Origin of the sequence: Odoribacter sp. AF15-53, assembly GCF_003479425.1 — a bacterium.
Taxonomy (GTDB): domain Bacteria; phylum Bacteroidota; class Bacteroidia; order Bacteroidales; family Marinifilaceae; genus Butyricimonas.
Genome location: NZ_QUHC01000009.1, coordinates 1 through 24,336 on the forward strand (window position 1 = coordinate 1; position 24,336 = coordinate 24,336).

Annotated in this window: 26 protein-coding genes and 2 pseudogenes; 22 read left to right on the forward strand and 6 right to left on the reverse strand. The window is 51.3% G+C overall.

Going from position 1 to position 24,336, the window contains the following annotated elements; translation table 11 throughout:
- The first annotated feature begins 50 nt into the window (after positions 1-50).
- From DWW52_RS16015 to DWW52_RS16035, 5 genes are all read left to right on the forward strand, one after another.
- Positions 51-404: a hypothetical protein gene (locus tag DWW52_RS16015; RefSeq protein WP_032581402.1), complete on the forward strand. Its 354-nt coding sequence runs from the start codon at positions 51-53 to the stop codon at positions 402-404.
- Positions 405-483: 79 nt separating this feature from the next.
- The gene (locus tag DWW52_RS16020; protein ID WP_032581404.1) at positions 484-885 is read left to right on the forward strand and encodes an SUKH-3 domain-containing protein; all 402 of its coding nucleotides are present in this window, start codon (positions 484-486) and stop codon (positions 883-885) included.
- Between the two features lie 79 nt (positions 886-964).
- Complete coding sequence (locus DWW52_RS16025; protein ID WP_005647538.1) at positions 965-1,336, forward strand: DUF2750 domain-containing protein; 372 nt, start codon at positions 965-967, stop codon at positions 1,334-1,336.
- A gap of 67 nt (positions 1,337-1,403) precedes the next feature.
- Positions 1,404-2,354: a hypothetical protein gene (locus DWW52_RS16030; RefSeq protein WP_118716522.1), complete on the forward strand. Its 951-nt coding sequence runs from the start codon at positions 1,404-1,406 to the stop codon at positions 2,352-2,354.
- A 24-nt stretch (positions 2,355-2,378) separates the two neighbouring features.
- Entirely contained in the window at positions 2,379-2,969 is a 591-nt protein-coding gene (locus DWW52_RS16035) for a DUF4948 family protein (protein WP_118716523.1), read from the forward strand.
- 28 nt (positions 2,970-2,997) lie between these two features.
- Here DWW52_RS16035 and DWW52_RS16040 read toward each other — a convergent pair whose 3' ends face one another.
- The 6 genes from DWW52_RS16040 to mobA all read right to left on the reverse strand — a co-directional run bounded on the left by DWW52_RS16040 (position 2,998) and on the right by mobA (position 7,825).
- The gene (locus tag DWW52_RS16040; protein ID WP_004319173.1) at positions 2,998-3,384 is read right to left on the reverse strand and encodes a hypothetical protein; all 387 of its coding nucleotides are present in this window, start codon (positions 3,382-3,384) and stop codon (positions 2,998-3,000) included.
- A complete protein-coding gene (locus tag DWW52_RS16045; protein WP_004295258.1) occupies positions 3,381-3,776 on the reverse strand; it encodes a hypothetical protein in 396 nt (131 codons plus the stop codon). The genes DWW52_RS16040 and DWW52_RS16045 overlap by 4 nt, the downstream gene beginning before the upstream one ends.
- Positions 3,777-3,780: 4 nt before the next feature.
- Complete coding sequence (locus DWW52_RS16050) at positions 3,781-4,062, reverse strand: Imm17 family immunity protein (protein ID WP_004295465.1); 282 nt, start codon at positions 4,060-4,062, stop codon at positions 3,781-3,783.
- A 154-nt stretch (positions 4,063-4,216) separates the two neighbouring features.
- Positions 4,217-6,226: a conjugal transfer protein MobC gene (mobC, locus tag DWW52_RS16055; protein WP_004319168.1), complete on the reverse strand. Its 2,010-nt coding sequence runs from the start codon at positions 6,224-6,226 to the stop codon at positions 4,217-4,219.
- A 37-nt stretch (positions 6,227-6,263) separates the two neighbouring features.
- Positions 6,264-7,409: a conjugal transfer protein MobB gene (gene mobB / locus DWW52_RS16060; protein WP_004319166.1), complete on the reverse strand. Its 1,146-nt coding sequence runs from the start codon at positions 7,407-7,409 to the stop codon at positions 6,264-6,266.
- Positions 7,403-7,825 (reverse strand): conjugal transfer protein MobA, encoded by a 423-nt coding sequence (mobA, locus tag DWW52_RS16065; protein ID WP_004295462.1) that lies wholly within the window; start codon positions 7,823-7,825, stop codon positions 7,403-7,405. The genes mobB and mobA overlap by 7 nt, the downstream gene beginning before the upstream one ends.
- Positions 7,826-8,528: 703 nt before the next feature.
- Here mobA and DWW52_RS16075 point away from each other — a divergent pair.
- The 17 genes and pseudogenes from DWW52_RS16075 to traN all read left to right on the forward strand — a co-directional run bounded on the left by DWW52_RS16075 (position 8,529) and on the right by traN (position 24,335).
- The gene (locus tag DWW52_RS16075) at positions 8,529-9,281 is read left to right on the forward strand and encodes a ParA family protein (protein ID WP_015547221.1); all 753 of its coding nucleotides are present in this window, start codon (positions 8,529-8,531) and stop codon (positions 9,279-9,281) included.
- Positions 9,282-9,287: 6 nt separating this feature from the next.
- Complete coding sequence (locus DWW52_RS16080) at positions 9,288-9,710, forward strand: DUF3408 domain-containing protein (RefSeq protein ID WP_004295459.1); 423 nt, start codon at positions 9,288-9,290, stop codon at positions 9,708-9,710.
- A 43-nt stretch (positions 9,711-9,753) separates the two neighbouring features.
- A complete protein-coding gene (locus DWW52_RS16085; protein ID WP_004303802.1) occupies positions 9,754-10,173 on the forward strand; it encodes a DUF3408 domain-containing protein in 420 nt (139 codons plus the stop codon).
- Positions 10,170-10,910 (forward strand): hypothetical protein, encoded by a 741-nt coding sequence (locus DWW52_RS16090; protein WP_117747440.1) that lies wholly within the window; start codon positions 10,170-10,172, stop codon positions 10,908-10,910. Before DWW52_RS16085 ends, DWW52_RS16090 begins: the two co-directional genes overlap by 4 nt.
- A 145-nt stretch (positions 10,911-11,055) precedes the next feature.
- Entirely contained in the window at positions 11,056-11,358 is a 303-nt protein-coding gene (locus DWW52_RS16095; protein WP_004303800.1) for a DUF4134 domain-containing protein, read from the forward strand.
- A gap of 634 nt (positions 11,359-11,992) precedes the next feature.
- Positions 11,993-13,810, forward strand: a complete 1,818-nt coding sequence (locus DWW52_RS16105) for a reverse transcriptase domain-containing protein (protein WP_118716524.1) — start codon at positions 11,993-11,995, stop codon at positions 13,808-13,810.
- A 2-nt stretch (positions 13,811-13,812) separates the two neighbouring features.
- The gene (locus DWW52_RS16110) at positions 13,813-14,193 is read left to right on the forward strand and encodes a DUF4133 domain-containing protein (protein WP_231864134.1); all 381 of its coding nucleotides are present in this window, start codon (positions 13,813-13,815) and stop codon (positions 14,191-14,193) included.
- Positions 14,190-15,110 (forward strand): annotated as a pseudogene (locus DWW52_RS16115) (TraG family conjugative transposon ATPase); the annotation flags it as partial. The gene DWW52_RS16110 and the pseudogene DWW52_RS16115, both read left to right, overlap by 4 nt.
- A gap of 601 nt (positions 15,111-15,711) precedes the next feature.
- Complete coding sequence (gene ltrA / locus DWW52_RS16120) at positions 15,712-17,373, forward strand: group II intron reverse transcriptase/maturase (RefSeq protein WP_004319152.1); 1,662 nt, start codon at positions 15,712-15,714, stop codon at positions 17,371-17,373.
- Positions 17,374-17,486: 113 nt separating this feature from the next.
- Positions 17,487-19,064: pseudogene (locus tag DWW52_RS16125) on the forward strand (TraG family conjugative transposon ATPase); the annotation flags it as partial.
- 14 nt (positions 19,065-19,078) lie between these two features.
- Positions 19,079-19,393, forward strand: coding sequence for a DUF3876 domain-containing protein (locus DWW52_RS16130; RefSeq protein ID WP_004303798.1), 315 nt, complete (start codon positions 19,079-19,081; stop codon positions 19,391-19,393).
- A gap of 35 nt (positions 19,394-19,428) precedes the next feature.
- Positions 19,429-20,049 carry a DUF4141 domain-containing protein gene (locus DWW52_RS16135; RefSeq protein WP_004295452.1) on the forward strand — a complete coding sequence of 207 codons (621 nt, stop codon included), beginning with the start codon at positions 19,429-19,431 and terminating at the stop codon, positions 20,047-20,049.
- Between the two features lie 19 nt (positions 20,050-20,068).
- Positions 20,069-21,148: a conjugative transposon protein TraJ gene (gene traJ, locus DWW52_RS16140; RefSeq protein ID WP_118716525.1), complete on the forward strand. Its 1,080-nt coding sequence runs from the start codon at positions 20,069-20,071 to the stop codon at positions 21,146-21,148.
- 11 nt (positions 21,149-21,159) lie between these two features.
- Positions 21,160-21,783, forward strand: coding sequence for a conjugative transposon protein TraK (gene traK / locus DWW52_RS16145; protein ID WP_004295450.1), 624 nt, complete (start codon positions 21,160-21,162; stop codon positions 21,781-21,783).
- A 4-nt stretch (positions 21,784-21,787) separates the two neighbouring features.
- A complete protein-coding gene (locus DWW52_RS16150) occupies positions 21,788-22,087 on the forward strand; it encodes a TraL conjugative transposon family protein (RefSeq protein WP_004295449.1) in 300 nt (99 codons plus the stop codon).
- Positions 22,062-23,342: a conjugative transposon protein TraM gene (gene traM / locus DWW52_RS16155; RefSeq protein WP_118422410.1), complete on the forward strand. Its 1,281-nt coding sequence runs from the start codon at positions 22,062-22,064 to the stop codon at positions 23,340-23,342. The genes DWW52_RS16150 and traM overlap by 26 nt, the downstream gene beginning before the upstream one ends.
- 72 nt (positions 23,343-23,414) lie before the next feature.
- Entirely contained in the window at positions 23,415-24,335 is a 921-nt protein-coding gene (gene traN, locus DWW52_RS16160; RefSeq protein ID WP_004303795.1) for a conjugative transposon protein TraN, read from the forward strand.
- Position 24,336: the final 1 nt, after the last annotated feature.

Sequence of the window (24,336 nt, forward strand, 5' to 3'; positions counted from 1 at the left end):
CTGAATAAGTGGAACGCTGCCAAACATTAGCATCATATAAAATTGAAATTATGAAAGAATTAGAATTAAGAAAACCATATCGTTTACAAGAAATTATCGAAATAGTTTCTAAAAATATAGCTAATAATGGCTTCACTGACTCTAACTATTGCTTATACTCCAATGAGGGTACAGCCCAATTGAATCAATTATGCTATTTGGAACTATATCCTACGATAGATGATAATGATGAGGAAGTATATCCAGATTTTGTAAGAGATAAGTCTTTGGATTTATTTTATTACGGGCAACAATTTGAAGATGTATTGATGTCCGTATTTGATCAAAAAGAAACTGCATCAATTAATGACTATATTGATGCGTTGAACTATTATATGGAAAATGATACGTTTATGGATTTCTGATGATGCTAACAAACAGCAAACCGACTGAATAAGCGGAACGCTGCCAAACATTATCAATGTGCAAAATAAAAAAAGTAGTATGGAACTGAAGCAATATCTTAAAACGAATTGCCACTGGGAAAATCGGGTAATCATAAGCCCGAATGAACTTATGGCAATTTATTCTAAAGCAAACTACCAACCGACTTCAAAGTTGATAGATTTCCTTATTTATTTCTACAATCAGGAATTTCAGTTTCCAAAAGTGGATGTGCATTTTAATCTAAAGAAAACATTAAACGATAATCCGCATTACTTATTCTACGACCAATTTTGTGAACTACTCCATGTTTCGGATATTTGTCCTTTTGGGGAATACGAACATGGATATATGGTCTTGCTTGTTGATAGTAAAAACAACATATACGGCGTAATGGATGATTATGTTGAAGGGTTTGGAAATGATTATTTCAAAATGCTAAATCAACTTTATAATCGGTAAGGCATTGATAACAAACAGCAGACCGACTGAATAAGCGGAACGTTGCCGAACATTATGGTAGAAGTAAAAGAATAAAAATATGAGAAATAGTAAAATTGATAATGTGATAAATCTGACGGCATCGGAAAGATATGATTACTTCATCCGTAAAGTTGCAGATTTTGAAGAAGTCTGGGGCTTAAAGGATGCAGAAGGATGGGCTTTAATGGGAAGTGAAGAACAAGTATTGTTTCCAATATGGAGTGAAAAGGAATTTGCTGAATTGTGTAAATGGGATAATTATCAGCCAACTCCAATTCCTCTTGATGACTTCATGGAAAAATTACTGCCTAAGTTAGAGAAAGACAGTGTTATGTTGGCTGTATTCCCTTTAACACAAGGAAAAGGTATTATTCGTAAAGTTCAAGAGGTAAAATCTGATATAGAACAAGAATGTGAACAATATGAATAAATTACCATAACATACACATACGGATTAATCTCCCTAAATGATCGGTTAGCCAATAAATATTACAGCTATGGATATAACGAATAGAATTATTCTCGCCTTACTGGAACGAATGAAAAGTAGAAACAAGAACTTTTCATTATCAAGACCTAAGTTTCATCGGTTGTTTCAAATAAATCCCGATGGCTACTTATGGTATGGCGAGAAACTGGAGCGGCATTTACTTAACAAATATGGAGAATCGGCTGATACATTGAAATATCTTGATATGTATTATTTCATTGACAATATCGTGCGGTTGTATTACATGCCTAAAAATTCAAATTCGGAGGAAAACGAGTTTGGAAAGCTATACGCTTATGGCTCCATAATAGGGTTACACCGTTGTCATATTCCAGATAAGCGAATATATCTGAACCGATTGTTAAATACTTTACTGTTCTGTTGTCCGACTTCTGAAGAATATATCCGTAGATTCCGCTGGCAAAAAAACGGTATATATTACAAATCGCAGGATGTGGAAGTTCTTATTGCCGATACATTTACAGAAATACGGGAATCGGACAAACAATCAGAATCCATTGAAATAGTTGAGTCAATAGTCACTGAGACATACCGTTATCTGGTAGGCTCAAATACGGGGCTTCCATTTGTCCGTTCGGAAACTTTATTGCACTACAACCTGAATCCATCTGATTATATGTGGCTGTATCAGCACGATAAGGAATTGTTTTATACTTGTCTTGATACAGCAGCATTACAGTCGGAGATTTTCAGTTACAAGTCATTTGTGTACAATTTCAACCTGTATATTCTAAAAGACGCAAATATATTGGATGAATTGTCCAGATATTCCAAATGTTATGAAGCCGTTTTAGAACTGCTTTTCAAATCCGATTCAATTATGCAGAACTCCGTTATTCGGCAAATCAAATTATGTAGAAATGAAGATACCATTAAACAGAATAACAGATTGGGTGCTATTAACAAATGGTTCAACTCCCTAAACAAGATTGGTTAGCCACAGAACATTAAACATTAGAAAATGAGAACACCAGTCATAATCCTGTTATTTGTAATCCTGCTTGCCGTAAGCTGCGGAGAGCCTCCCATGCCGCCGTCGGACGAGGAAATGATACGCCATTTCACCACGCACGAGGTGGCGTTCCGTAAGGTGTACGAAATCATGGCAGAGAGTTCAGAAGGTAGTTTTCACTCCCCGCCGCTTTCTCCGGAAGAGGTTATTATACTTGATTCAATGGAGCAAAGCGATACATCCCATGAAACGAATGATGAACAAGACATCCCGGTATATGGACTGTTGAAGCCGGAGCGAATCCTACTCGACTCCCTGTTATCAGAGATTGGATGCGGTTTTATCCTTGTTGATCGCAGGGAATGGGGAACGGCAGATTCGGTATATGTGAGCCTCGTTATGCCGTACTACTCCCACGGCATCGTGGATGCCGGAACGTCCAAGAGTTTCGTTTACGATCCCGGATTGAGAAGCCGTCGGAATATCCGTATCACCGAACATGGCGACCTGAACGAGATCTACCGCAGGACGTACAACGACACCACGCTTTACAAGCCCATCAAGGGAAACTGGTACATCGAGTTAGACCATTCGATATAACGGCCCGGAGTCCGTATCAAAGTATGTATCACTTTTTGTCAAGAAGATACATCATAAAGCAGATAATGGCCATCGCAAGGAAAAATAACAGAACCGCAAGGAGTTCGTTAAACCTGCACTTGGCATAGTGAGACATCACTGCTTTGCCTCGCCATTTGTAAATCCTGCTGACGAGCGACATAACGGCAAATGTGACAATGCTAAAAACGACACATGGCAACAATGCCGACACACCTGGAAAAAGCCGGATAGTAACAGTCATCATAGGGAATATCAAAAGAGCGAAGATATAAATCGAGAGCATCATTTCGCCATCGACCCTGCCTGTTCGTCTTGCCTGCTTCCATTTCTCCCCCATCCACCAGAGGTAATCCCAGAGATAAAACCGTTGCTTATTCTCCTGCCGTTTCATCATGCCCAATGTATAAATCCGAGGTGGAACATCAGCGCTACATTTGCCACGATCAGGGCGATAGCGATAAGAACTATTTTGGCGAGCTTCCTGCCGGGATGTTTCATCTTCCCGTAATGTTCACGGAGCGCTTCACGCCGTCCGGCTGTATAGCGTAGCTTGCAGAATAAATCGGGAAGAAAGCAGAGAGGAATCACTATGGCCAAACCAATCATCCAGCCGAAAAGGCGCAATATCGGCGGAAACCCAAGCGGTATGAGTAGGACGAAGAGCCAGCACCAAAACAGTAGCATACGTCCGTTGAGATTGGTACGCTCCCTTTCGTGCCATATCTCGGCTACATACCACATATAGTCGATGAAGCAGATCCGGTATTTGCGATTGTCCTTTTCCATACCGTTATCTCCATACAAAGAAACCAACCAATATAAGTATAATCAGAACGCTGACCAACACAATCTGAACCCTGCGGCGTGTTTCAGGCTTGCAATCATCAAATAACCACAGTTTGCTGTTAAACTGCCAATGACACGCCCATTTCCAACGGAACAGCAACCCTGCAAGCCATAGGGCAAGCAACCCGACACCAAACAGCAACCCGTATTTCGGGTGAGCCTGCAACCACTCGAAAAACGCTTCCGCCTTGCTGTTCATTGCTTCGTATATATCGGTAACTGTCATACTTATAATTAAAAGGATTCCGAACACAAAAATAATGTTTTCCGTTCACATAATCACTACTTTATGCTCCAAAACACCGGCTGTACGGTTATAAAACCAGGAAACAGCCCCGGTTAAGGTCACGGAGGTTGTTTGCGGGGGTGTTTGTGTTCATTTAGTTCTGTTCCGGCAGGAGCTTGCAAAGCACCGGGTCGTTCTTGATACGTTCCAGTTCCTCGGCGACGATGCGGCCGGCCTCTGCCTTGATACGTTCGTAGTTTTCCTGCACGACCTGTTTCATGTGATCCGTCCCGTTCTCGTCCGTGAAATCGGTAATTTGTGGTATCTTCTTGTACCGGGCCGTTTCCGCTTTCACTTTTTCGTTGTCCACGACAATCTCGCAGTGGAAAATCTTCTGCTCGATACGTTCGTCGAAATTGTCCGCCACGGCCCCGACGAACATTCCCTGCGTGAGCGTCGAGATCTTCGAGGCCGGGATCAGGCTGTCCAGCTGCGTGGATATGGATGTCGATTTGTCGCTGCGGCTCAACGTCATGCTCTGCCGCTTCTGCAATACCTTACCGAACCGTTCCGAGAGTGTCTTGGCCGTTTCACCTACGACCTGCCCGGAGAAGATGTTGCCCACCGTGTTCATCACGACGGCGGCCTCCTTGTCCCCGTAGTCCCTCTTCAACTGTGAAAAATCCTGGAAGCACAGCAGCACGGCGACCTTGTTGCTTCTGGCCGTGGCGATCAGGTTGTCGAGTCCCTTGAAGTAGATTGTCGGCAACTCGTCGATGATGATGCCCGATTTGAGCTGGCCTTTCTTATTTATGAGCTTGACAATCCGGGAATTATACAATCCCAAAGCCGCTCCGTAAATGTTTTGCCTGTCGGGATTGTTCCCCACGCAGAGTATCTTGGGATCGTCCGGGTTGTTGATGTCGAGCGTGAAATCGTCGCCCGACATGACCCAATATAGCTGGGGCGAAATCATGCGGGAAAGCGGAATTTTGGCCGATGCTATCTGGCCCTGGAGCTGGTCTTGAGCGCCTCCGAGCCAGGCATCCATAAAGGGGCTGAGGTAGTTTTCGAGTTCCGGGTAGGATGTCAGAATCGGGAAAATATCCTCGTACCGCTTGTTCAGGAACTCGATGGCGTGCGGGAAGGTACAATACCGCCCGTTGTCGTAGATGCGCAGGAACCAGATCACGGCCGCAAAAAGGATAATGGGGCTTTCCACAAAAAAATCGCCCTGCTTCTGCACCCAGCTTCGGTTCAGGTTGAGCATGATGGTATAGGCGCTCTCGTAGGCGTCCGAAATATCGGTCATGAAGTCCGGGTGAATGGGGTTACAGCGGTGCGAGCGGCGCGGGTCGTCGAAATTTATGACGTAGAAAGTCGGGATTTTCTTGTAACCTTTCTGGTGATTCAGCAGGTGGTTGTAAGCGATTTCCGAAAGATCGGGAAACTTGTAGTCATAGATGTATTGGGTATAGCCCTTTTCGATTTGCTGTTTAATAAACTGGTTTACAACACAATAACTCTTCCCGCTGCCCGGGCTTCCCATGCAGATGCAAGCCCTTTGCGGGTTTACGACATTGGCGAACCCGTTGTTCCACTGTTTGTTATAGTAAAATTTCGTCGGCAGATTTATGGAGTACTCGTTCTCGATCAGGCGTGTTTCCTGCTGGAATGATTCGTTCTCGTTGTTGAAAGGGTCATCCATGAGATTGTTCTTCAGCAGGCGGGACATCCACACGCCGCCCATCAAGAGGCAGATATACCCGGCCGATAGGGTCAGTATGTAGAAAGCCGCGTTCGCCATCGCCGTCAGCGGCAAGTCCAGCAGCCACCAGTTGAAGAAGAACAGCACGCCTCCCGTGGCCAGCGATGCCGTGATTTTCCGCCAGGTAATTTTCTCCTCTTTTACTCCTTTTGTCCCGAGGCATGAAAGGGCGAGGAACACGACGGCGAAAAGTTTCGTCCATAGTATATTCCGGAACAGCCCCGCGGTGCGGTCGAAGTTCAGCAGAATCCTATCGACCACGCCGATATTGATTCCCCATTCCCGTATCTGCCCGTAACAGAACCAGTAGATGTTGATAACCACGAACAAGATACTCAATGCCCGCATGAAATCCATTGTTTTTGCAAGACCCCGAAGGTCGTCTTCCTGTTGCATAACCGTAAAATTTAATAAATGAATGATAATTGAGATGTTATACTTTCCTCCGTCGTGAGGTATTCCGCTTCCGTTGCCCGTCCCGTCCGGCAGGCGCTTGTTTCGGGGACAAGTCCCTCGTGTTTTCCCCGGGATTCCGTTTCCCGCCGAAGCGCAGCTCGAAGGCGTTGGCCGAGTATGCCTTTCCCAGCCGTGATCCGTTCACGACCGTCCGTGTTTCGTGGTCAATGAACGTCACTCCCACGATGCGGCCGTTTTCGTTGCGTCGTATGTAGAGATCCACCCGGGCTCCCCGCAGGCGTTCGCGCAGTTCTTCCTCCGTGGGTTCTCCCCGAAGCGCTTTATCGACCCGGCCACGGATTTGCCTCCTCGTGTCGTCCTTCCCGAACCGTTCGGCGTTGCGCTCCATGTGCCGTTCCAGCCCGTCATACCCGACCTCTTTACCGAACAGTGAGGATTTGAGCGGCGCGGCCACTGCCTTGTCCCCGTTCTCGTCCAGCAGCGTGTAGAGCAATCCCCGGTAGGGGGTTCCGTTCCGCTCTCCCCGGACTTCCTCTATACCTATATTATATAAGGACAACAATGCCCGGAACTCGCCGAGGGTCTGGAAGCGGTATGTCGCCACGGCCGGTTTTATTACCGCTGCCACCTGGCGTTTCAGGTCGCCCCGCGTGTAATCGGCGGGGACGATCCCTTGCCCTTTCTCCCGCCTTCTCCCTTTGGCGGGATGCAGTCCGTACTCCCGTTCCAGTTCCTCGGTAACGGCCACGCTGCGTTCGTTGCGCCTGCTGTCGTTTATCTTGCGCCCGTCCTGGGCCACCTGCACCGACACGATATGGATATGCTCCCGTCCGATGTCGGTATGCTTGAATACGATATAAGGTTGTCCTCCCCAGCCCATGCGCTCCATGTAGGCCCCGGCTATCTCCGCGAGTTGCCCGTCGTCGAGGCGGTCTTCGGGAGCCGGGTTGAGCGACACGTGCACGACGGGTTTTTCCGTCCGGTAGTGCGAGGGCATCCAGCGCAGGAGGTCTTCTGCCGTCGCGGCCACGTTGAAGCGCCCATCCGCCGGCTCCCTCACGATGTGGGTCAGCAGCACCTTCCCGTCGCCCCGATCGACTTTCTCCTGGTTGTACGCCAGCGCGCCGTACACGTCTTTTCCGGTGGTGATATTGGCTACCATCGCTGTTTGAACTCTTCGGAGAGCGACACGACCTGCTGCCCGACGGCCGCCAGTTCACGTGTCGCTCTCTCCAGTTTATAGAGCAGCGCGAGTGTTTTCTTCTCGGAAAAATGCGCGTGCAGCTCCTTCACCACCTGGTTGTAATTCGTTCCCACGGCACGGAATTGGGCGTGGAAAGCGGTCAGCTTCGCCACGTATTCGAGCGTTCCCCGGTCGGTCTTTACCACCCGGAACGCCTCGTTGAACACTCTCGCTTTGATAAAAGCGGCTTTGGACAATAGCCCGGACTGCTCGTAAAGGTCGAGGAAACGGGCATGTTCCACGGCTGAAAAGTTTACCGAAAAGCGGTAAACGGCCGGGTCGTTTTTCGCGGGTCGTCCCCCTTTGCCCCCTCGGGGCTTTCTGTTCTTTTCCATCGCATCGAAATTTTAAGGAGAGGCCAGGGCCCCACCGGTTCCTGAAAATTCCGATCCCTTCGCGGCTTGCCGCCCTTCTGAAAAGCACCGACTCCGGAGGTGCTTTCTCCCCCTTGCGGGCAAGCTGTTTTCTGCTGCAAAACGAGAATCGTGCAGCAGAAAACACAGCTTGCTATTTGCCCTTTGCAAATACCTTCTGCCCGCTCGCGGACAGAACATTGAAAGAGCCGCCGTAAAACGGGGCAAGGACGGCTTCATTAGCGTCGGGATCGTTCACGAGGCAAAGATACCGACCTATTCAATCGCTTGTACCACAAGCGATTATGCCACTTGCGTCCACTTTGACGCCACACGCGGCCATAGCGGAAAAAGAGCATACAACCCGTGTTTTTAAGGGTTTACTTTGCACGTGAGAACGGATACGGGCAATGACACATCCTCCTGTCCGCACACGTGCGGACGGATGCAGAAAACACCGTGTGCAGAGGAAAAAGCGGGTCTTTGTCCGGATAAGCAAATGCGGTTGCGCATGAGTATAAAATCGGACACGCGCCCATGCACCGGCATACCGGCGTAACAGCCTGCCAGCGCACCAGCATATATGCGTGCCGGCATACCTGCATAAAATCTCATGCCGTCACTTGCCCGGATACGTGAAGAGATGAACGATTACCCGATTGTATAACTAAAAACGCATGGAACAATGAAAGAGAAAACGAAATTCGTGGCCTTCTCCACCCAAAAAGGCGGAGCGGGCAAAACCACCCTCACGGTGCTGGCAGCCTCTTACCTGCACTATGTAAAGGGTTTCAATGTCGCGGTCATCGACTGCGATTATCCCCAACACTCCATCGTGGAGATGCGGGAACGTGACCTGAAGCTTGCCCTCGAAGACGAACATTACAAGAGGTTAGCTTACGAACAATTCACCCGGCTTCAAAAGAAAGCCTATCCTGTCGTGGAAAGCAACACGAAAGAGGCGTTGGCCGATGCCGACTACCTCCTGCCGCAAGGTGATTTCGATTATGTGTTCTTCGACCTTCCCGGTACGATCAATAACGAGGATCTGATTCATTCCCTGGCCGGAATGGATTATCTCGTCGCCCCGATCAGTGCCGACCGGGTTGTCATGGAAAGCACCCTGAATTACGCAGTTGTGGTAAAGGAGCATATAATGGGCCGCGAGAAGTCCCGGATGAAAGGGCTGTATATGCTATGGAACATGGTGGACGGACGTGAAAAGACAGAATTATATCAGGTTTACGAGGCGGTAATGAAAGAGTTGGAGCTTCCTGTTCTGAAGACCTTCCTGCCTGACACCAAGCGTTTTCGTCGTGAGCAGAACGCCAGCCGTCGCTCTGTCTTCCGCTCCACGCTCTTCCCGGCAGACCGTTCTTTGATCCGGGGCAGCAACCTGGATAAACTCGTGGATGAATTGATCGAACTGTTAAAGTAGAATCTTATGAGCGGAAAAGAACATGACGACGGTTTGGACGCTTCCTTCATCATCAGCCAGGCCAAAAGCCGAAACCGGCCACTACATCCTTACACGCCGGAAAAAGAGGAGGAGGCATCGGCTCTATCGGAACCGTCCGGCGAGGCCGCCTCCTCGTCGGCTACGAAAGAGGAGGGACGCCGCCGAAGAGGGAAAGGCCAGGATTACGAGCGTCTTTTTATCCGGAACGCCCCCTCCAATACCCGAAGCGGCAAAACGGTGTATATCCGCAAGGAGTTTCACGAGCGTATAACCCGGATAGTGCAGGTTATCGGTAAGAACGAACTCTCGCTGTATAGCTACCTGGACAATGTGCTGGAGCAGCATTTCGCGACCTATCAGGAGGAAATTTCGGAACTCTACAAGAAACGGAACTCCGATATTTTTTAGTTATGAACCCAATATTTTTACAATCCATTAAAAACAATCCATCATGTCAGACAAAGCAATTATTTTATCTGTTATCCTGGCGGCCGTCCTTTGCGTCGCCGTACCCTTCATCTTCCGCGTGTGCCGCTACCGGCGCAGGATGAAAACCCTTATCGTCCCCGACGGCCCTTCGGGGGAGGTCGCCGTGGGGACTGTCCCCACCCCCGAGGCCGAGTACCTGGCCCGTTACATCTGCCTGCTGCGGCTGCCTTTCGCCGGTAACAAGCACGTGAAGATACGTCCGTCGTACCACGAGCGTATCCGCGAGATCACCCGTGTCATCGGTCGTGGCGACGTGACGATCACGGCCTACGTGGACAAGGTTCTCAAGGCGCACCTGGACGATAACCGGGAAACCATCGAGCGGCTTTTCGAGGAGCGTGAGGCCGTGGCCTCCCTGCAACCCAAAGCGGAGGAGCGATGAACGGGGCGTTGTGGCTGCTGCCCCTCTTTGCCGTGGGGTATGCCTTGTGGGCGTTTTTCCGCCTGCGGCGGATGGAACGTAACGAACCGGCAGACGGGATCGTTGCCGAAGACACGCCCTGCCGGCAGGAGATCATCGGCAGGAGCCGCTTTGTCCTCGACCCGCGCCACTCCCGGCCACAAGCTGCCGTAGAATCTGAAACTGAAAAAGTTACGGAAAAAGCCGATATATTTGTGCCCACGAATGTACCCGAACACCCCCGGCAGATTCCGCCGGAAGACCTGGATGAAGTGTTCGGTGTCGCTCCCGAGGGGGAGCCTAACGAACCTCTGGAAATCGACTTTCCGCTGTACGATGAATCTTTCCCGGATGCGGACGCGAAGGAGCCGGATTATGACGAGGATGAAGACGACACCGAAGAGCTGCCCCTTTTGGGCCGCTCGCTTGCCCAGGGGGTTAGTTTTGAACAGATGGGCGAAGCCTACCGCCACGTGGTACACGATCCACCTTCAACAGACGAGCAAAGGGAGGAAACGGGACGTGTCCTCCTGGGCCTGAAACAGACCGACATGTTCGAGGTCATCGTTTCGGGCCGCCCCGACGGGAACGACAGGGTAAAATCCCTGATCGACACCTACCTCTCGGCCTTTCACCGGCGTATGTCCGAGAGGTCTGCGGAAAGCCCATCTCCGCAGGGTTCGGTTCCCACGGGTTTCGACGTCCGTGAGTTTGTTTAACCCCATAATGACATCACGATGAAAGAAAAAGACTACGGGTAGCGCGTGAGGCTATCCTCGAACCACTGAAAAAATCCGAATCAAGAAGTTTAACCCGGTGCGGGGCCTATCCATCCCCGCGCCACAATTCAAACATTATCGAGTTATGAGAAAGAACAAGATTCTTCTTCCGGCGGCATTTCTCTTTGCCGCCATCTCCTCCGCCTTCGCGCAGGGCAACGGCATCGCCGGCATTACGGAGGCTACCAACATGGTAACCAGCTACTTCGATCCCGGAACGAAGCTCATCTACGCGATTGGGGCTGTGGTCGGCCTTATCGGGGGGATCAAGGTCTATAACAAGTTTTCGAGCGGCGACCCCGACACGTCGAAGACCGCCGCGAGCTGGTTCGGCGCGTGTATTTTCCTGATTGTCGCCGCGACGATCCTACGCTCTTTCTTCTTGTAGTCCAACCTGTCATGCAAATAATTATGGAATATGGAATCAACAAGGGAATCGGCAAGAGCGTGGAGTTCCGGGGCGCGCACGTAATGGTTCTTTGGCAAATGCGTCGATAGCAAGACGTTAGGCAAGTGTTCGATAGCCTATCATCGATCGGCTTATCCGAAAGGGAAACCGGACGGGGAGTATAGCCTGCCGATAAACTGATAAGTCATACAGTTACCAAGTATGCGACTGAATCAGGAGATGAAAGATAGATACGAGGATAAAGTCTGGATTGATTGAACGATAGTCCAAGTGGCACAACTCGAAACTGTGGCGGAAGGTAACTACAGACGCCATACTGTAACACACTCGATTCGACCTTGGAGGGTTGGGTGCAGAACAGGTTACAGCACAACTGCGATAAGCAGAAACGGATGAAAGTCGTATCCGACAATCTATCAAAGCTATGTTGCCGAAGAATTAAACGTGGATTGCCTAACCCGGAATGCCGAAAGGCTATTAGGTTTCAGACCTATGAAAATCCGGTATGGCAACGGAGCCACCGTAGTAGTCCGAGCGAGGGAAAGCCTCGTACATGGCGAAGGGTGGCAGCTAACATTTTTAATACAAATTAACGGATAATGTGTGAGACATTATGAGAAATCCAGAGAGAGTATTAAACAGTCTGTCAGAGCACAGCAAAGTTTCGAGCTACAAGTTTGAACGGCTCTACAGGGTTCTATTCAATTCGGAGATGTTTCTCCTCGCCTACCATAATATACAAGGTAGGCAGGGAAATATGACGGAAGGTTCCGACGGTAAAACTATCGACGGAATGAGCCTGAAACGGATTGAAAATTTGATTGATGCGCTCAAAGATGAGTCGTACCAACCAAAACCGGCAAGAAGGACGTACATCCCGAAGAAAAACGGGAACATGCGACCTCTCGGCATACCGTCTATCGACGACAAATTAGTGCAGGAGGTATTGCGAATGCTGTTGGAAGCAATTTATGAAGGTAGTTTTGAGAACACCTCGCACGGCTTCCGACCCAAACGCAGCTGCCACACCGCACTGATACAGGTGCAGAAGAATTTTACTGCGGCCAAGTGGTTTATCGAGGGCGACATTGAGGGATTCTTCGATAACATCAACCATGATGTACTTATCGGAATCTTGAAAGAACGTATCGCAGACGACCGCTTTATCCGGCTAATGTGGAAATTTTTGAAAGCTGGCTACATCGAAGATTGGACATTTCATAGAACATACAGCGGAACACCGCAAGGTGGCATCATTAGCCCGATACTGGCTAATATCTATCTCGACAAGCTGGATAAGTACATGAAAGAGTATGCCTGTCAATTCGATAGAGGCGACAGACGGGCAATGAACCTTGAGTACAAACGGTATTCCAGGAAAATTTGGTGGCTCGGCACAAAGCTGAAACAAACCGAGGATAAAGATACTCGGAAGGAACTGATTGACGCGATTAAGCAACATCAGAAAAACAGGATGCACTTACCCTCTGTCGATGAAATGGACGAGGGATATAGACGGATTAAGTATGTGAGGTATGCCGATGATTTTATTATCGGAGTGATTGGCAGTAAATCGGACTGTGAGGCCATCAAAGAGGATATTAAGAATTTCCTCGGCGAGAAACTGAAATTGACGCTCTCCAAAGAAAAGACCTTAATCACGCACGGCAATAGAAAGGCAAAATTCCTCGGCTATGAAATCTATGTCCGACCATTCACGGATAAGACGTTAAGAGGCGAGAAATCGGGAGTACTTATTAAGGCTTACGGCAAAAAGGTAGTGTTGGAAGTGCCAATGTCCACAATGCGGGATAAACTTCTCTACTACGAGGCGATGGAAATTCATCAATTCGAGGGTAAAGCGAAATGGAAACCCACAAGCCGGACAAAGTTGCTACATCTGGACGACCTCGAAATACTGGATGCCTATAACAGAGAAATCCGAGGTTTTGCAAACTATTTTTCTATCGCAAATAACAGTTCACACCTGAATTCTTTCAAGTACATCATGCAATACAGTCTGTATAAGACTTTTGCACGAAAGTACAGTACGACAGCCCGAAAGATTATCGCAAAGTATCGACATCACAAAGATTTTGCGGTTTTCTATGAGGACAAGAAAGGAGGAAAGAAGATGCGGGTATTCTTCAACGGGAGCTTTAAGCGTAAAACAACCGCGATGGACGCGAGTTGTGATTATGTAGCCAACACGATTTTCAATACCACTGTATCAAGCCTTATACAAAGGTTAAAAGCGGGTAAGTGTGAATTGTGTGGCGCAACGGAAAACATTGAAATACACCACGTCAAAAGACTCAAAGACTTAAAAGGCAAAGAGCCATGGAAAATCCAAATGATTGGACGTCAGAGAAAGACGTTAGCTGTATGTATTCCCTGTCACAACAAGATACATCACGGGATAATAGACTGAATATGTTAGTGGAGAGCCGTGTGCGCCGAGAGGTGCAAGCACGGTTCGGAGGCGAGTTCTTGGAAACCTACCGTAGAAATACGGCAAGGCACCGGGTTCTTAGCCTACGCCTGAAGGCGCAGTACCTCTTCATCTTCGCGGGCGGCCTGCTGGCCGTCTTCGTGGTGTTCGTCATCCTCTACATGGCAGGGGTCGATCAGTGGGTATGTATCGCTTTCGGCGTTGCGGCGGCTTCGGTGCTGGTCTGGCTTACCTTCCGCCTGAACGCCCGTTACGGGGAACACGGGCTGATGAAGCTGCTCGCCGCGCGCCGGCATCCCCGCTACCTGCTCAACCGCAAGTCCCTGCGCCGGTTGCTGAAAAGAAAGGGGGGCCGCGTATGAGAAACATCTTGAAAGCCACCACGCTGGAAAGCAAGTTCCCGCTCCTGGCCGTGGAAGGCGGTTGTATCATCAGCAAGGACGCGGACATAACGGTCGCCTATCGGGTCGAACTCCCGGAGCTGTTCACCGTCACGTCCGCCGAGTACGAGGCGATCCACGCCGCCTGGTGCAAGGCCCTGAAGGTCTTGCCCGAATACAGCGTGGTACACAAGCAGGACTGGTTCATCCGCGAGCGTTACCGCCCGGCCACGGGCGAGGGGGACATGAGTTTCCTCTCCCGCAGTTACGAGCGGCATTTCAACGAGCGTCCGTTCCTGACCCACGCCTGCTTCCTCTACCTGACGAAAACGACGAGGGAGCGTATGCACATGCGTTCAGACTTCTCGACCCTCTGCCGGGGCAACATCATTCCCAAAGAGGTAAACCGGGAATCGGCGACAAAATTCCTGGAGGCGGCGGAACAGTTCGAGCGTATTCTGAACGATTCGGGTTTCCTGACCCTTGTCCGCCTCACGGGGGACGAGATCACGGGTACGGCGGATTGTCCGGGCCTGCTGGAACGGTATTTTTCCCTCTCGCTCTCGGAGACGACTTCTCTTCAGGACATCGAGCTGGGGGCCGAGGTTCTGCGCGTGGGTAACAAACGGGTGTGTCTGCACACGCTCTCGGACACGGAAGACCTGCCGGGGCGCGTGGGTACGGACACCCGTTACGAGCGTCTTTCCACCGACCGTTCGGACTGCCTGCTGTCGTTCGCGGCCCCCGTGGGGCTTCTGCTTTCCTGCGACCACCTTTACAACCAGTACGTGTTCCTGGAAGACAGCGACGAAAACCTGCGTATGTTCGAGAAACGTGCGCGTAACATGCAGTCCCTTTCCCGCTACTCCCGCGGGAACCAGATAAACAAGGAGTGGGTGCGATACGTCGCTGTGTAAGTAATTGTTAAACTTAGATTTAACCCGTTGTTTCGTCAACGGTAGCCTATGGACAGATGCACCAATAGTAATATACTGTATCAAAGCTGTCCAGACAAGGTAGCCCTTCCGAAAGGAGCAGTCAGAACCGTGAGGGAAAGACAATGGCTGTTAGTATCATACAGTCAGGGAGCTTGGCTTGGGTGGTATGGTTAGCGTAAGCGAACTGTCGTCTAAACGTCGTAAGGTTGAAGAAGCCAAAGATACTGATAGGCTTCAGCCCAAAAGGGAAGCAGTCGGTTATTCCTCTCCATTCTGGGAATACACGAACAGAGTACTGCCGGTGTAATAGACAGAACCTAACCCACTTATAAGTTACTTGCACGGAACGTAGTAAGCCCGTATTTCTCCTGCCAATGACAGGTAAGCAGACCGTAAGGAATGCCGAATGGAGTGCGGGTATAGGATTGCAGAAAAAGCGAATGCCACCCTGTAATGGGGTGAATAGGGATTGAAACATCATCCCGCTGCGAAAGCAGGCTGACTTCTGCGGTAGGTGATTCTTTACAAGAAACTTTTAGAACTTTTAAAAGGAGAAAAGCAAATGAACGAAATTAAAAAATCGTGTGCATCGACTGACCAAACGCAGAGCAAATGGGACAGTATAAATTGGCTCAAATGCGAAGCTGCGGTTCAAAAGCTACAAGCGCGTATTGTAAAGGCTCAAAAAGAGGGTCGCCACAACAAGGTCAAAGCCTTGCAGTGGACACTGACCCACTCGTTTTACGCTAAAGCATTAGCGGTAAGACGTGTAACTTCCAATAATGGGAGTAAAACGGCTGGCGTCGATATGGTAACATGGAAAACGCCAGATGCTAAAGTGTGTGCAATAACCGAACTGAAAAGGAGAGGTTATACACCCCAACCTCTGAGACGAGTACATATCAGAAAGAGTAACGGGAAATTAAGACCATTGGGTATACCAACTATGAAAGACCGGGCTATGCAGGCATTGTATCTGATGGCACTGGCTCCCGTAGCTGAAACAACGGCTGATGCCAATTCTTATGGTTTCAGAAAAGAAAGGAGCACGGCAGATGCCGTTCAACAATGCTTCAATGACCTGGCAAGGACGACATCCCCACAATGGATCTTAGAAGGTGATATCAAAGGTTGTTTCGACCATATCAGTCATGAATGGTTGCTTGACAATATCCCTATGGATAAAGTTTTGCTCCGTAAATGGTTGAAAAGTGGATTTATTTTCAACAAGCAACTTTTTCCGACAGAGGAGGGAACTCCTCAAGGCGGCATCATCTCCCCAACTCTTGCAAATATGACTTTGGACGGACTGGAAAAACTGCTTGCCGATAGCTTTCCGATAAACCGCTCGAAGAAAAATTACTATACTCCTATGATAAATCTTGTTCGCTACGCGGATGATTTTATTATCACAGGAGAGAGTAAGGAGTTGTTGGAGAACCATGTTAAACCATTAGTCATTGAGTTTCTTCAAGCAAGAGGGCTTACCTTATCAGAAGAAAAGACTAAGATAACTCATATAGAAGAAGGGTTTGATTTTCTTGGGTTCAATATCAGAAAATATAAAGGCAAGTTTATCACAAAACCATCCAAGAAGAGTCGAAAGAGATTTTTAGATAAGGTTCGTGAAATAGTGGACAAGAACAAGTCTTCTAAGCAACAATCTTTGATACGATTGCTAAACCCAGTCATTAGAGGATGGGCGAACTACTACAAGGGGTGTTCTGCATCGGAAACTTTCCGTAAAACAGATGCACAAATTTTCAACAAACTATGGCGATGGTCTCGCAGAAGACATCCCAAAAAAGGTAAACGATGGATTGCCAACAAGTATTATCACACTGTAAGAGGTAGAAGCTGGACTTTTGCCGTACCGCTTGAAAACAGGAAAGTGGATAAATACCACACTCTTGTGAGATTGTCGGATACGAAAATAAAGCGACATATCAAAATCCGCAGTGAGGCCAACCCGTATGATGCCGATTGGAAAGATTTCTTCGATCAATACAAGACCCGAAGAATGCTTGCACACTTAGACGGCAAGCAATATATCTATCGCCTGTGGAATCAGCAAATGCAATGTTGCCCTGTGTGTGGCAAGCACATCACACGGGAAACTCCCTGGAAAATTACTGAAATGACAGGGAGCAGTAGAAAGGCGAAAGTCCTAATACATGACCATTGCAGCCGAATTACTAACAGAAATAAATGGAAGTTACTATGAGCCGGCTTTTAGTTACAAATAAAAGTTTTGAATTGCTTGAGCCGTATGAGGGGAAACTCTCACGTACGGTTCTTAGAGGGGAAAGCTCCCGTAAGGGGGCTGACCTACTCGACATCGACCAGTATCTCAACGAGGCGCACTCGTTCGGTCTTCAATCCGTCCGGGCCCATTTCAACGTGCTGGCCTGGTCGGACGACGTGCAGGAGCTCCGGCATATCCGCAACGATGTGGGCAGCCAGCTCGCTCTGATGGAGTGCCGCCCGCGCCACAACACCGTGGACGCCGCCACGCTCTACTGGGCGGGTATGCCGGGCAACGCGGGGGATTTCCCCGCCGAGGAATCGTTCTACACGTTCATCGAGCCCGCGGTCTGTTTCTTCACGGAGGAAACCAACTATAAATCCTCGTCCAGCCCTTTCGGCATCAAGCTGTGCGACCGCGTAAGCGGCAGGCCCCTGCACCTGGACATCTCGGACGAACCGATGAAAAAAGGGATCATTACGAATAGGAATAAATTCGTGTTAGGCGGCTCGGGGTCAGGCAAGTCATTCTTTATGAATCATTTAGTCCGCCAATACTGGGAGCAGGGCACGCATGTCGTGCTGGTGGATACCGGTAACAGCTACCAGGGCCTTTGCGAGCTGATCCGGCGTAAGACCAAAGGTGAGGACGGCGTGTATTTTACCTATACCGAGGAACATCCCATCAGTTTCAATCCGTTCTACACCGACGACTACTATTTCGACGTGGAGAAGAAGGACAGCATCAAGACGCTGCTGCTGACACTCTGGAAAACCGAGGACGACAAGATCACGAAGACCGAGAGCGGCGAGCTGGGCAGTGCCGTGAACGCCTATATCGAGCGTATCCGCGCCGACCGGAATATCGTGCCGTGTTTTGACAGTTTCTACGAGTACCTGCGGGACGACTACCGCCGCGAGCTGGAGGAGCGGGAGATCCGGGTCAGCCGCGAGGATTTCAACATCGACAACATGCTCATCACCCTGCGGCAGTATTATAAGGGCGGACGCTACGACTTCCTTCTGAACTCCCGGGCCAACATCGACCTGCTCTCGAAGCGCTTCGTGGTCTTCGAGGTGGATTCCATCAAGGAAAACAAGGAGCTTTTTCCCGTGGTCACCATTATCATCATGGAGGCTTTCATAAACAAGATGAGACGGCTCAAGGGGGTACGCAAACAGCTCATCGTCGAGGAGGCCTGGAAGGCGCTCTCTACGGCCAATATGGCTGAATATCTGCGTTATATGTATAAAACCGTCCGCAAATACTACGGTGAGGCCATCGTTGTGACGCAGGAGGTCGAGGACATCATTTCCAGCCCGGTGGTCAAGGAGGCGATCATCAACAACTCGGACTGCAAGATCCTGCTCGACCAGCGCAAGTTCATGAACCGTTTCGACGCGATTCAGTCCTTGTTGGGGCTGACCGACAAGGAGAAGGCGCAGATTCTCTCGATCAACCAGTCCAACGACCCTTCCCGTAAATACAAGGAGGTCTGGATCGGTCTGGGCGGCGTTCAGTCGGCGGTCTATGCCACGGAGGTCAGCGTCCCGGAGTACCTGGCCTACACGACCGAGGAAACGGAGAAAGTGGAGGTACAGCGGCTTGCCGGCGAGCTGGGCGGTGATATGGAACTGGCGATCAGGCAGCTCGCCGAGGGCAAACGTTAAAGGGAGGGCAGGCCATGTATCGCAAGTGTATCGGATCAGACCCCACGGCGGCGCGTTTGGACTTCGCGCTGTACGAGGTGGCGGGCGAGTGGGAAAGCCGCTCGGGTTCTCCCCGGGTTCGCATCTACCGCAACCCGGGACGCCGGGGCGGCGGTTTTTACGTGGAGGTGTCCTACAAGGACGGGACACGCTTCTCCCGTCCCGTAAGGAAGTATTGGGGAGGTATCCGTTACTTCGACCTCTACGGGTATGTCGCCCTGGCCTACGATGCGGGGCGCGAGGTGCTCCAGCTCTCCGCCTACGGGGATTATTACCGGGCGTCGGAATGACCGCCCAAGTATTCACGAATTAAATAATGAAAAGGATGAAACGATTGATTTTAACGCTGTTCGTGGGGCTTCTTTGCTTCACGTACCAGGCAAAAGCGCAGTGGACGGTCATCGACCCGTCGAACCTCGTTCAGAACATCAAGAGCGCGGTTCAAAGCTCGACCACGGCGACCAACATGGTCAAGTCGCTGCAAGAGAGTATCAAGATTTATAACCAGAGCAAGGCTTACTACGACGCCCTCAAATCGGTGCATAACATCATCAAGGATGCCCGGAAGGTGAAGCTGACGCTCGAAATGGTCAGCGAGATCACGGAAATCTACACCTCGGGATTCAACCGTATGGTTTCAGACCCGAACTTCACGGTGGACGAGCTGGCGGCGATCTCGGCGGGTTACGCCCGGTTGCTGGAGGAGGGCGGTGCGCTGGTGGCGGAACTCAAGACGGTCATAACCGGCGGCAACGGCCTCTCGCTCTCGGACAAGGAGCGGATGGACGTGGTGGATCAGGTTTACACGAAGATGCTGGAGTACCGCAACCTCACGCGCTATTACACGCGCAAGACCATCTCCGTGTCCTTCATCCGCAGCCGCGAAAAGGGCGACGCGCACCGGGTGCTGGCACTTTACGGGAACCCGAACGACAGATATTGGTAACCTGAAAACGGAGGCAGTCATGGATTTCGACAATTTACACCAGGTTCTCCGGAACCTGTATCAGGAGATGATGCCGCTATGCGGCGACATGATCGGGGTGGCGAAAGGTATCGCCGGCCTGGGTGCGCTCTTTTACGTGGCTTACCGGGTATGGAAGGCACTGGCCAATGCGGAGCCTATCGACGTGTTCCCGCTCCTGCGGCCTTTCGCCATCGGCTTGTGCGTGATGTTCTTTCCCACCGTGGTTCTGGGGACGATCAACGCCGTGATGTCGCCCGTGGTGCAGGGCACGCACGCCATACTGGAGGGGCAGACATTGGATTTGCAGGCATACCAGCAACAGAAGGACGATTTGGAAGCCGAGGCCCGCAGGCGCGAGGGCAAGGCTTGGTTAGTGGACGACGAGGTGTATGAACAACGGCTTGCGGATATGGGTATCACAGATTTGGGCGAGATTATCAGCATGTGGGCCGAACGCACGTGGTACGACATCAAGGCCGGTTTCCGGCAGCTTGTCCGGGACTTTTTCGAGTTGTTGTTCAACGCCGCGGAGCTTACCATCGACACGCTGCGGACATTCTTTTTAGTCGTGCTGTCGATTCTGGGGCCCTTGTCGTTCGCCCTCTCCATTTACGACGGCTTCCACTCGACGCTCGCGAGTTGGATTTCCCGCTATATCAGCGTGTACCTTTGGCTTCCCATCGCCGACCTGTTCTCCGCGGTGCTGGCCAAGATCCAGACGTTGATGCTCCAGGCGGACGTTCTGGCCCTGCAAGACCCCAACTACATTCCCGACAGCGGCAGCGGTGTCTATATTATCTTTTTGATTATAGGTATCATAGGCTATTTCACGATCCCCACCGTTGCCGAGTGGGTGATCCAGTCGGGCGGAGCCGGCGGGGCTATGGGCGGTATCAACAAGGCCGGGGCATTCGCCACGGGTGTCGCGGGCGGTATCGCCGGCAACATGATCGGCCGCACGTTCGGGCGTCGCGGCGGTGGCGGTTCCTCCTCCGGTAACGGCGGCGGTGGCCCGGCTTCGGGCAGTGCCCCCAACGGGCGCAACCTGGCAACACAAGGTAACAATAATCATTCATAACAATTTGGACAATGGAATTCAAGTCATTAAAAAACATCGAAACAAGTTTCAGGCAGATTCGGCTTTTCGGTATCGTGTTCCTCTGCCTGTGCGCGCTGGTATCCGTGTTCAGCGTGGTCGCGAGCTTCCGTTTCGCCGAAAAGCAGCGCGAGAAGATCTACGTCCTGGACGGGGGCAAGTCGCTGATGCTGGCGCTCTCGCAGGATTTGAGCCAGAACCGCCCCGTGGAGGCGCGCGAACATATCCGGCGTTTTCACGAGTTGTTCTTTACCCTCTCGCCCGACCGTGCGGCCATCGAGAGCAACATCAACCGCGCGCTGTTTCTGGTCGATAAGAGCGCCTTCGCCTATTACCAGGACATGCAGGAGAAAGGTTACTACAACCGTGTGGTGTCGGGGAACATCAGCCAGCGTATCGAGGTGGACTCCGTGGTGTGCGACTTCAACGCCTATCCCTACCGGGCCATGACCTATGCCCGGCAAATGATTGTCCGCGAGAGCAACATCACCGAGCGTTCGCTGGTCACGCGTTGCGAGCTGATCAACTCGGGGCGTTCGGACAATAACCCGCAGGGTTTCATCATGGAGAAATTCGAGATTCTGGAGAACCGCGATTTACGTACATTAAAAAGATAAGGCTATGGCAAAGAAGAGAATAAAGGCTTTCGGGGAGTGGGTCGAAGACCACCTGCGCCGCGCTTGCGGGGCGCTCTCGCCCGATAAGCGGATTATCGTGATCCTCACGCTGCTCTTGTTCTTTTCCGTCTTGTCGCTCTACTTTACCGTGTCTTCCATCTACCGCTTCGGCAAGGGAGCCGGGGAACGGATGCAGATACGGCATATCGAGCGGCTGGAGCTGGAATTAAGACAACGGCAGGAGGCCGACAGTGTAAAACATCTAAAAGATTTCAATTATGACGACGAACGAAAAACAGAATAAACGGCCGGAGGCGGGGAAAAAGGAACTCACGCCCCGGCAGATACAGATGCGGAAGAAGATGGTGGTCTTCCCGCTCTTTTTCCTGGCCTTTGCCGGGTGCATGTGGCTGATCTTCTCCCCCGGCGAAAAAGAACGGGAGGAGCCTTCGGCGGGTTTCAACACGGAGCTGCCGACCCCGGAATCGAAGGGTATCCTCTCGGACAAGCGTGATGCCTACGTGCAGGAGGAGATGCGGCGCAGGGAGCGGGAAAAGATGCGCTCCTTGCAGGATTTCGCGTTCGGAATGGAGGACGAGGAGGAAGAGCCCGTCATGCCCGCTGCCGTGCCGGATAAGTCTTCCGGCCCTGCCGGCGGTTCGTCGGGAGCTTTCCGGACTTCCCGTGCCGCCTATGCCGACATCAACCGCCAGTTAGGCAGTTTCTACGAGGAGACCGCCGGTGAAACGGGGGAAGAGCGCGAGATGCAGGCCCGCATCGAGGAACTGGAACGCCGCCTGGAAGAACAGCAGGCGCAGAAAACGGCCCAGGAGGAGCAGGTGGCGCTGCTGGAGAAGTCCTACGAGATCGCCGCCCGCTACATGAACGGCGGTCAGGCCCCTGAAGCCCCGCGTCAGAAAGCCTCCGTTTCCGGCAAGGCTTCCGTGCAGCCCGTGCGCCAGGTGCGCCGTAACATCGTGTCGCTGCTTGCCGCCCCGCTGCCCGATTCGGTCTTCGCCCGTGAGTTCGTCAAGCCCCGGAACTGGGGTTTCAACACGGTGGGGAGCGACCTTCGCGAGCCCGAGCGCAACAGTATCCGTGCCGCCGTGCAGCAAACCGTGACGCTCACCGATGGCGGGGAGGTTACTTTCCGGCTGCTGGAACCGATGATGGCGGGAGATCTGCTCATCCCCTCGGGTACGCCCGTAACGGGGGCGGCGAGGATCAACGGCGAACGGCTGACGGTCAAGGTCAGCGCTGTCCAGCACGGCGGGGCGGTCGTTCCGGTCGATCTGTCGGTCTATGACACGAACGGCAACGAGGGTATTCCCGTGCCGGGGTCGGAAGAACTCAATGCCGTGAAGGAGATCGCCGCCAATATGGGCGCGGGCATGGGCAGCAGTATCACGATCACGGACGATGCCGGTTCGCAACTGCTCTCCGACCTGGGGCGCAGCGCCATCCAGGGCGTGTCGCAATACGTGAGCAAGAAGATGCGCTCGGTCAAGGTCACGCTCAAGGCCGGTTACAGCGTCCTGCTGCTCCCGCCCCTTCAATAAGGGTACAAACAACGTACTTCCGTACACCACTGAAAAAATCCATTTTTATCAACAATCAAAAATTTATCGAGTATGAAAAAGATTCTTCTGGCACTCGCTTTTATCGGGTGCATGTTCGCTGCCCACGCGCAGGAAAAGCCCTCCACGGGCGATTTGTACGACGGTCTTACCCGTCCGCTGACCTTCAACCGGGTTATCCCGCCCTACGCGCTGGAGGTGACGTTCAGCAAGACCGTTCATGTGATTTTCCCCTCGGCCATCCGTTACGTCGATCTGGGGTCTTCGGATCTTCTGGCGGCGAAAGCCGACGGCACGGAAAACGTGCTGCGTGTAAAGGCGGCCCTGCGTGATTTCTCGCGCGAGAGCAACCTTTCGGTCATTACCGAGGACGGGGCCTATTATAGCTTCAATGTCAAGTATGCCGACGAGCCGGTGAAACTGTCGGTCGAGATGGCGGACTTCCTGCATGACGGGGAGGCGGTAAACCGCCCCAATAACGCGCTGGACATCTATTTGCAGGAGTTGGGATGCGAATCTCCACTGCTGGTCAAACTGATCATGCAGTCCATTTACAAGAATGACCGCCGCGAGATCAAGCATATCGGTTGCAAGCGTTTCGGGGTACAATACCTCCTCAAAGGTATCTACGTGCATAACGACCTGCTTTATTTCCACCTCCAACTGAAGAACTCCTCCAACGTGCCTTTCAACGTGGACTACCTGACGTTCAAGATTACGGACAAGAAGGTGGCCAAACGCACGGCCATCCAGGAGCAGGTCGTATGGCCCGTGCGGGCGTACAACAACGTGCAGGTCATCGGCGGCAAGCGTACCGAGCGCATGGTCTTCACGCTCCCGAAGTTCACGCTGGCCGACGACAAGCAGCTGGTCGTGGAACTGCACGAGCAGCAGGGCGGGCGACACCAGACTTTCACGGTGGAGAATGCCGACCTGGTGCGCGCACGTGTTATCAACGAGTTAAAGGTAAAGTGAT